An 8,166-nucleotide genomic window follows, 5' to 3' on the forward strand; every position below is an offset into this window, starting at 1 on the left:
GCCTGTTATTATAATGGAATCAGGCTACGGGGATTATTCAAAGGCATGGGATTATATTGCTGAAAGACTGACGGAATTTGGGACAATACTTACATATGATCGAGCTGGATTAGGGAAAAGTGGGAAGAGTTCCAAGCAACGTATTAGTTCTGAAATGGTCAAAGATTTAAGAACATGTTTAAATCTTTTAGAACTGAAGCCACCTTATATTTTTGTAGGGTATTCTTTTGGTGGTATAAATGCACGGTTATTTACGGTTTTTTATCCCGAGGATATATTGGGAACAGTTTTGGTTGATTCGACACCAGAAAATTATAAAGAAGTATTTTTGCCCATCATGTCTCCAGAATTTCAAGAAGCTTACTATAAACAATTTGCATATGAAAGTTCATATGAAGAGTTTATGTTTAGTCTAGGTGAAGCAGATAGACATTGTAAATCAATGAGCGATATTCCCCTTGTCGTGCTAGCTGCTGGTAAAAAAGCTTTTTATTCGCAAGCTGCACAACTGAAATGGTTACAATTACAAAGAGAATTATTACAATTATCCAGTAAAAATAAATTTATAATTTCAGAACATAGCGGTCACTATATTCAAAAGGATGAGCCACATTATATTATAGGTGCTGTTAAGTGGATACTTGGGGTAGGGGAGAGATAATTGTGTACACTGTATTTCAATATAACTGGCAAGTAAGAGAAGATTGGTTTAAGTGGTGTGAACAACTTACAGTGGAAGAATTACTTCGCAAACGTGTTGGTGGTGTTGGAAGTATATTAGAAACATTATTTCATATTGTAGATGTTGAGTATAGCTGGATTTGTGATTTGAAAGGAAAAGAAGTAGATGAGCCGCAATTTACGGATTATCAATCTATTCAAAAAGTGAAAGCATTATCTCATTTGTATAATAAGGATTTAGAGGGATTTTTACAATCGTGGACAGAAGACTTAGAGAATAAAATATTAAAAGTTTCATGGACGGATAAAGAGTACAAGTATGGTGAAGTGTTACGACATGTTATCGTACATGAAATTCATCATATAGGTCAGCTATCAATATGGGCAAGAGAGTTAAATCTTCAGCCCGTTTCAGCGAATTTAATTGGAAGAGGATTATAGACGTAAAAACCGACTTGTACTGTAAACGCAAGTCGGTTTTTATATGTAAGAAGATTTCTTAGTTGAAATCCTCGGATTTTCTTTGACGTAAATGTAAAAACATTAAAATTGTAATAATGAAAAAGATCATCATCGTTTGTATGGTTAAATTTTTAAACTGTAGCAATATTGCCCAAGATGTAAGAGTATCTTTAAAAGCTTGGAGTGCAGAGTACGAGGAAGGTTCAAAACCGTACTGAAGTAATTTTTTTGTTTCAATAAAAGTAGTGTTTTCTTCATCGGATTCTAATATTACTGAAATAAGCCTAGTATCTCCTAGTTTTGCAGTACCGACAAAACTATTATTACCGTTAGTTGAAAAACTAGTTTGCAAGCCATCAACACCTTGGAGTTTAATGTTTTCATTGAGGGAATAAATCATTTTATTTGTGTTGAAAACTTGAAAATTTTTGAAGGTAAATTGGTAAGAGGTTAGTTTCGTCATATTCAGTACATTAGGGAAATCTTTTACTAAATGCGTTGCTAGTTTAGCTGCATCTTTCGCTGTTGTATTCGATTGTTTATTTGTATCTTGATTAGCTCCAGTAGAGTTTAGAAAAGGAGATGGCTGTGATAACTGTAGCTGTTTTGCTTTTTCATTCATTAACGTTGTAAAGTTATCTTCATTGCCACCAATGTGTTCTGCCAGTGCGAGTGCAGAACGATTATTTCCTGTTAAAAGCAATGCATGAAGTAAATCACGAACCGTCGTTTTATCCTTTGCTGTTACTTGCATAGGAGTCGTTTCCGCTTGGATTAATTCGTTACTTATTTTTACGGATTCATCTAACTGTATTTTGCCGTCATTCAGTTGTTCCAATACGATATACTCTGTCATTAATTTAGACAAAGTAGCTGATTGTATAGGGGTTTCTTCATTTTTTTTATAAATAACTTCACCTGAATTAGCATCTATTAAAATAGCTGATTTAGCTTGAATAATTGGACCATTTACATAAAGATAAAAATATAAAACGATAAGTGCAGTAATAATAAAAGATAATAATAAAATTGTGAATTTTTTCAAGAATTGCATAAGCGATCCTCCTACTATGACATCAATAATAATATTGTAAAAAGGAATGCTTAATTAGGAAGAAAGAAAAGGTAAAGAATTTCTAAAGAATTATAAAAGATTATTAAACTTTGGATATTGATGGAAAATAAAAGGTTCAATTTCTTATCATATTAGAAATTGAACCTAAAATTATGGTGTATTAATTTTTATATGGTAGTAGTTTTACAGTGAAAGTTGTTTTCTTGTCATCACTATATACTTCAATCGTTCCTTTATGCAGTTCGACAATACTTTTTGCAATTGCTAATCCGAGTCCTGATCCACCAGTGTTTGTTGAACGTGATTTTTCAACACGATAAAAACGTTCAAAAATATGAGGTAAATCTGTACTAGGAATAGGTTGTCCGTAATTTGTTATATCAATTGTAATCATATTATTGCTTTCATAAGCGGTAAGGTCAATATAACCACCTTCGTTTCCATAAGCGATAGCGTTTATAATAAGATTTTCAAATACACGCACTAATTTGTCTCCATCAGCTAATACCATGAGTTTTTGAGAGGGGAAAGAAGGGCGGCATTCAATATTTGCTTCTTGCACTTGTATTCGGAATTGAACAGTTAATTGTCCAAGTAGCTCTACAATATCAATGGGAGCAGAATATAAACTTAACTCTTTATTTTGAACACGGGTGTATTCAAACAAGTCATTCATTAATGCATTTAGACGTGTTACTTTACCATAAATGACTTGTATGTAATGACGTAATTCCACTTCATCTCTATAATTATCATGATGGATTAAATTCACGTATCCAACTATTGATGTAAGGGGAGTACGTAAATCATGTGATACATTTGTAATTAGTTCGCTTTTTGCTTGTTCTGCCTGTCTTTCTTCGTCAATTGACTCTTTTAATTGTTCAACAATTTGATTGACCCCAGTCGCTAACTCTTCTAAATAATTATGATTTACGATGGAAACTTTATGATTGAAATTTCCATTTGCAATATAACGAATCTCTTCTATCATTTTTTTAATACAAGTTTCATAGTAAAGCTTTCTCTCGTGACGATAAAAAATATATAGATAGGATGAAAAAATAGAAAATAAAAATAAATAAGAAACAATCATCATCCATAAAGATTCTTTAATCCCTTTATACTTTTCATAACCAAAAATCCGAATGAATTCTTTACCGAGTTCGGTTAGAGTAAGTGAACTCTCGATTACACTCGTAATGAGGCGATATATAATTAATTCAGTAATAGGTGTAAGAGTGATAGCTAATAAAAACCAAAAAATTATCTTCCATTTTGGGATATCTTTTAAAATATCAAATGCTTCATTTCTCAATTTTATAGCCTACTCCCCAAACAGTATGAATAAATTTTTCTCCATTCATTACTGTTTCAAGTTTATCCCGTAAATTACTAATATGAACCATTACAGTTTTATTTGAGCCATAACCATCTTCATTCCAAACACGTTCGAATATTTCTTCGGAACTAAATACTCTTCCTGTATTGCTCGCTAGTAAATATAAAATATCAAATTCAATAGATGTAAGTTTAATATATTCATTATTTACTTTAACAGTATGATTATGCTTATGGATTTCAGCTGTTCGAATACGGATGATACCATCGTCTTTCTTTTGAGTAGCAGCGTTTTGGAAAGTGGATCTTCTCAGCAAAGCTTTCACTCTAGCGACTAATTCTAGTGGATTAAACGGTTTAATCATATAATCATCTGCACCTGTCATAAGCCCTAATATTTTGTCCATGTCTTCAGCCTTTGCACTCAGCATAAGGATAGGTACAGTATTATTTTCACGCACTTCCTGACAAACTTCTAATCCATTTCGCTTTGGCATCATAATGTCCAAAATCATGAGGTCAACTTCATATGCAGATATCATTTGTATTGCTTCATCACCGTCATAAGCTTTAAAAATGTTATATCCTTCATTTCGTAAATAAACAGCGAGTAACTCTACAATATCTTTATCATCATCAATAATTAATATGCTTTTATTCATTATATAGTTAGTTCCTTTCCTTACAAATCATCAACACTACTATAATAACAAACATTTATGTACTTTGTAGCAATGATTTTACATAAAATTTCATGTAACGTATTAAAAAGGAATTAAAGCATTCATAACGAATTAACAATAGAAGAATTATTTGAATTTCCTATTATATTGAAGGGACGTAATAAGGAGGAGATTAACGTGTTATATAATAAAATATGTTCATTTACTCCAACTGGGAAAATAGAACACTCTATAAAAGAGTTTCTATTAAAGTACGATAAAGAATTTACATATCATCATTCAATTCGTGTGGCAAATGAAGCGCGAAAAATAGCGATAATGTTTCATGAAAATGAAGAAAAAGCAGAAATTGCAGGGTATTTACATGATATAAGTGCAATCTTTCCGAATGAGGACCGGATTAAAGTTGCCGAAGCAGTTGGAATCGAAATATTACAAGAAGAACGGAAATTTCCAATGATTATTCATCAAAAACTATCGAAAGTAATCACAAGAGAGATATTTAAAGTGGAAGATGAAGAGATTTTAGGTGCAATTTGTTGCCATACAACATTGCGTAAACATGCAACGAAGATGGATTTAGTGTTATTTGTTGCAGATAAAATAGAGTGGGATCAAAATGGGACACCATCATACTTAGTAGATATAAAAAATGGATTAGAAAAATCTTTAGAACATGCTGCTTTTGTATATATTTCATATTTGTGGGAAAGAAAAGATACATTGAAAGTTATACATCCGTGGCTAGAAGAAGCTTATTGGTATTTAAAAGAACTTGTAGAGTAGAAAGGATATGAAAATGCAGTTAAAAGAATATATGAATCAAACATTTCCAGGAGTTACGTTAGTACCGTCCATATACTCTCAGTGGGAAAATCATCTACATTTTGATTTTGGGAAAGATAAATATCAAATTGTAGAAGGAACCGACGATTTAAATATGGAATACTTCTCTCAACTATATACATATAATAAATACTTATTTGAAGATATATTTTTAAAAGAAGATGTAGTGTTTGTAGTAGCAAATGTTTATCGGTTTAAAAAGGAAAATATAAAAACTCCACAGAAAATAAATATATACAATAAATATATTAAAAAGAGAGGTTTAAAGTTTCGTATAAGACAAGAAACGTTACCTTTTCTATTTAAAGATGAAGAAGCAGATTTATATTGTACATCTCAATTTTCTTTAAAATGTCTTGCGGAAGATATTAAATATGAACCACTTATTCAAGCTGTTAATCATGAGGATTTTCCAAATCTTTATCCTCGTTTTGGAAGCAAAAAAGAGATTTTTTATCCAGACGTATTTCTCATTAACGCAACGAAAGATATTGTCATGTTTATTTATGATGATAGAGGATGTGAAGTCATTGCGAAGAATAAAGAAATAATACGAGGCTTATATGAAAAATACAAAGAGTGGATTCCAGATTATGAACGAGAAAGTATAGATAGCTTATTTAAATGACAGTAGGGGAAGTGAAGTGTGTAATGAAACGTATCGCAATCGTATCCGCATGGGAACCAGAACTTACGTATTTGCATCAACATTATCCGAGTGAACGCATCGAAAAAAGAGCAGCTTGGGAATTTCATTTTCATTATATAAATGACCTGGAAATTATTTCAGCAATAACTGGTGTTGGCAAAGTAAGTTGTGCTAGTTGTGTACAATTATTAATAAGTGAGTTTCAGCCGGACGAGCTATTTATGACAGGAATATGCGGAAGTTTATCAAATAAGGTAAAAAATGGTCACATTGTAGTAGCACTTAATGCAATACAACACGATGTTACTGCTGCTGGTTCAGGGGAAGATGTTTTTAATTTATATGATGGTAGAACAACACCTATTGAAACAACAAAGTCAATTGTAAGAAAAATAAAAAAAATACGATCTTATGATCCAGTTCACTTCGGTACGTTCTTATCTGGAGATCAGCGTATTCGTAGTTCCGAAATGAGATATTTACTGCATACTGTATACGGAGCATTGGCGGTTGATCAAGAAGTCGCTGCTTTCGCTTACGTATGTCATATAAATAAAAAACCATTTTTATGTTTAAAAGCTGCTTCAGATCAAGCGAATGATAAAACGAAAGAAGAACAAAAGGTTTTTAAAATGTTAGCATGTGAACGAGCATGTGAGCATTTAATTGCTTTTTTACGTGTTTATGAGATTACTGTAGTAAATAATAAATAGTTAAAAGATCCTGGTGAAAGGAATTCATTTCATGTATTTGAATGTAGTATATAACAAGCCAAAGTGGAGGATTATATTTATATGATTCAATATAAAAGATGTAGTGAAGTAAGTATAGATTTAGTGTATGGAGCTTTTAAGGATGGATTTTCAGATTACATCATTAAAATGGATGTTTCAAAAGAAGATTTTATACAAAGATTTTTTGGACCAGAAGGTAACTCGCTAGAACACTCTTTTCTTGCTTTAGATGGTGACAAATCTGTTGGCATAATACTTGGTGGTATAAAGGTTTATGAAACTATAAAAACAATGCGTTGTGGAACATTAGCTGTTCATCCAGAGTTTCGCGGCATTGGAGTAAGTCAAAAGTTATTTGAGCTACATAAAGAAGAAGCGATACAAAATGAATGCCAGCAACTTTTTCTTGAAGTTATTGTAGGTAATGATAGGGCGATTCAATTTTATAACAAATTAGGTTATGAAAAAGTGTATGATCTTTCTTATTATAATTTAAATGATGTAACTAAATTAACAAATAAAGATAATAAAAATATTGAAGTACAAAGATTAGAATTTCAAACATTTAAACTTGAAATTCAGAAATGGCTTAACTTCCATATAAATTGGCAAAATGATATTGATTACATTGAAAAAACAAATAATACGTATTACGGTGCATATGTTGATAATGATTTAAAAGGCTCTGTATGTGTAAATGAACAAGGTAAAATTAGTTATATTTTCGTAGATAAAGATTATAGAAATATTGGGATTGGGATGAAATTATTACAAGTAGCAAGAGTAGAATCGAATTTATCAAGTTTATCTATTAGTTTTCCAAACAACAGTTTACTGGAAGGGTTTTTAAAGAAATCTGGGTTTAAAAAGAATTCTTTAGCACAATATGAAATGTATTTATTGTTATAAAAAGCGGAAGGAATTATTCTTTGCGCTTTTTATTTTTTCACTATGAGCGTAAAATATTTCTCATATATAATCCGTGAATAAGTCCCAACATACTATATGTGGAGGTCTTTTTATTAGAAGGTTATTTATAAAGTGACAGTAAAATAACGAGAGATTACATATTGAATTAGAAACGAGGAAGCAGGTTAGAAATTATAAAACTGTTCCAGAAAGCAGTGGATAGTTTTTTGGAAATTAGATTTTTTTGAAAATAAAAAGGCGGTTGTTTCCGCAACCACCTTTCAGTAAAACAAAGCACTTTTTCAGAAATAAATTATGGATGATTCTAAAAAAAATTATAGGATATAATCCCATTTTTATAACCGAAGTGACGAGCTTAATTTATAAGAAAGGAATGACTATATTATATGAAAATTTGTGTATAATGGTTAGAAAGAAAAGAGCAGCTAGCAAAAGGTAGCTGCTCCATTAAAGACATATGCTTAAGAAATGAGTTGTTTACAGTATTGATTGAATAGTAAGGTTTATCGAGAGGAGAGGGATTATATAAATTAAATTATGATAGTCGATATTCTCCATATTGACCAGAAAAAAACTAAAAATTCTAGTGAAATTCCAAGCGTTCTTTTCTTAGGTTTTTGAATTTCTTTTATTAGATAACCTACAGCACTAATTGCTATAAGTATGAAAAGAATGAGTTCTAATGTTTCTGGCATTATATCTACTCCTAATTATATATTTAATTTCTGTCTCTTATACACATCTGACGCTGCCGACGAAGCTAGA

General features: G+C 31.1%; 10 protein-coding genes. 6 read left to right on the forward strand and 4 right to left on the reverse strand.

Annotated features, from left to right (window positions below):
* Window positions 1-13 precede the first annotated feature (13 nt).
* Both JDS92_RS22915 and JDS92_RS22920 read left to right on the forward strand, forming a co-directional pair.
* Window positions 14-661 (forward strand): alpha/beta fold hydrolase, encoded by a 648-nt coding sequence (locus JDS92_RS22915; RefSeq protein WP_199632557.1) that lies wholly within the window; start codon window positions 14-16, stop codon window positions 659-661.
* Between the two features lie 2 nt (window positions 662-663).
* Complete coding sequence (locus tag JDS92_RS22920; RefSeq protein WP_199632558.1) at window positions 664-1,122, forward strand: DinB family protein; 459 nt, start codon at window positions 664-666, stop codon at window positions 1,120-1,122.
* Window positions 1,123-1,180: 58 nt separating this feature from the next.
* Here the strand turns inward: JDS92_RS22920 and JDS92_RS22925 are convergent, their stop codons facing one another.
* The 3 genes from JDS92_RS22925 to JDS92_RS22935 form a co-directional block, all read right to left on the reverse strand.
* Window positions 1,181-2,197, reverse strand: coding sequence for a D-alanyl-D-alanine carboxypeptidase family protein (locus JDS92_RS22925; RefSeq protein WP_199632559.1), 1,017 nt, complete (start codon window positions 2,195-2,197; stop codon window positions 1,181-1,183).
* Between the two features lie 181 nt (window positions 2,198-2,378).
* Entirely contained in the window at window positions 2,379-3,536 is a 1,158-nt protein-coding gene (locus tag JDS92_RS22930; RefSeq protein ID WP_001243279.1) for a sensor histidine kinase, read from the reverse strand.
* Complete coding sequence (locus JDS92_RS22935; protein WP_001043192.1) at window positions 3,526-4,221, reverse strand: response regulator transcription factor; 696 nt, start codon at window positions 4,219-4,221, stop codon at window positions 3,526-3,528. Before JDS92_RS22935 ends, JDS92_RS22930 begins: the two co-directional genes overlap by 11 nt.
* 198 nt (window positions 4,222-4,419) lie before the next feature.
* On the opposite strand from JDS92_RS22935, the gene yqeK reads away from it, so the two are divergent.
* The 4 genes from yqeK to JDS92_RS22955 all read left to right on the forward strand — a co-directional run bounded on the left by yqeK (window position 4,420) and on the right by JDS92_RS22955 (window position 7,380).
* Complete coding sequence (gene yqeK, locus JDS92_RS22940) at window positions 4,420-5,028, forward strand: bis(5'-nucleosyl)-tetraphosphatase (symmetrical) YqeK (RefSeq protein ID WP_199632560.1); 609 nt, start codon at window positions 4,420-4,422, stop codon at window positions 5,026-5,028.
* Window positions 5,029-5,041: 13 nt separating this feature from the next.
* On the forward strand, window positions 5,042-5,716 hold the full coding sequence (locus tag JDS92_RS22945) for a DUF3885 domain-containing protein (RefSeq protein ID WP_199632562.1): 675 nt from the start codon (window positions 5,042-5,044) through the stop codon (window positions 5,714-5,716).
* Complete coding sequence (mtnN, locus tag JDS92_RS22950; RefSeq protein ID WP_140158459.1) at window positions 5,713-6,450, forward strand: 5'-methylthioadenosine/S-adenosylhomocysteine nucleosidase; 738 nt, start codon at window positions 5,713-5,715, stop codon at window positions 6,448-6,450. Before JDS92_RS22945 ends, mtnN begins: the two co-directional genes overlap by 4 nt.
* An 81-nt stretch (window positions 6,451-6,531) precedes the next feature.
* Window positions 6,532-7,380, forward strand: coding sequence for a GNAT family N-acetyltransferase (locus JDS92_RS22955; protein WP_087969219.1), 849 nt, complete (start codon window positions 6,532-6,534; stop codon window positions 7,378-7,380).
* Window positions 7,381-7,931: 551 nt separating this feature from the next.
* Here JDS92_RS22955 and JDS92_RS22960 read toward each other — a convergent pair.
* Entirely contained in the window at window positions 7,932-8,096 is a 165-nt protein-coding gene (locus JDS92_RS22960; RefSeq protein ID WP_001115306.1) for a hypothetical protein, read from the reverse strand.
* Window positions 8,097-8,166: the final 70 nt, after the last annotated feature.

The organism is Bacillus cereus group sp. N12 (assembly GCF_016483575.1).
Classification (GTDB): Bacteria; Bacillota; Bacilli; order Bacillales; family Bacillaceae_G; genus Bacillus_A; species Bacillus_A toyonensis.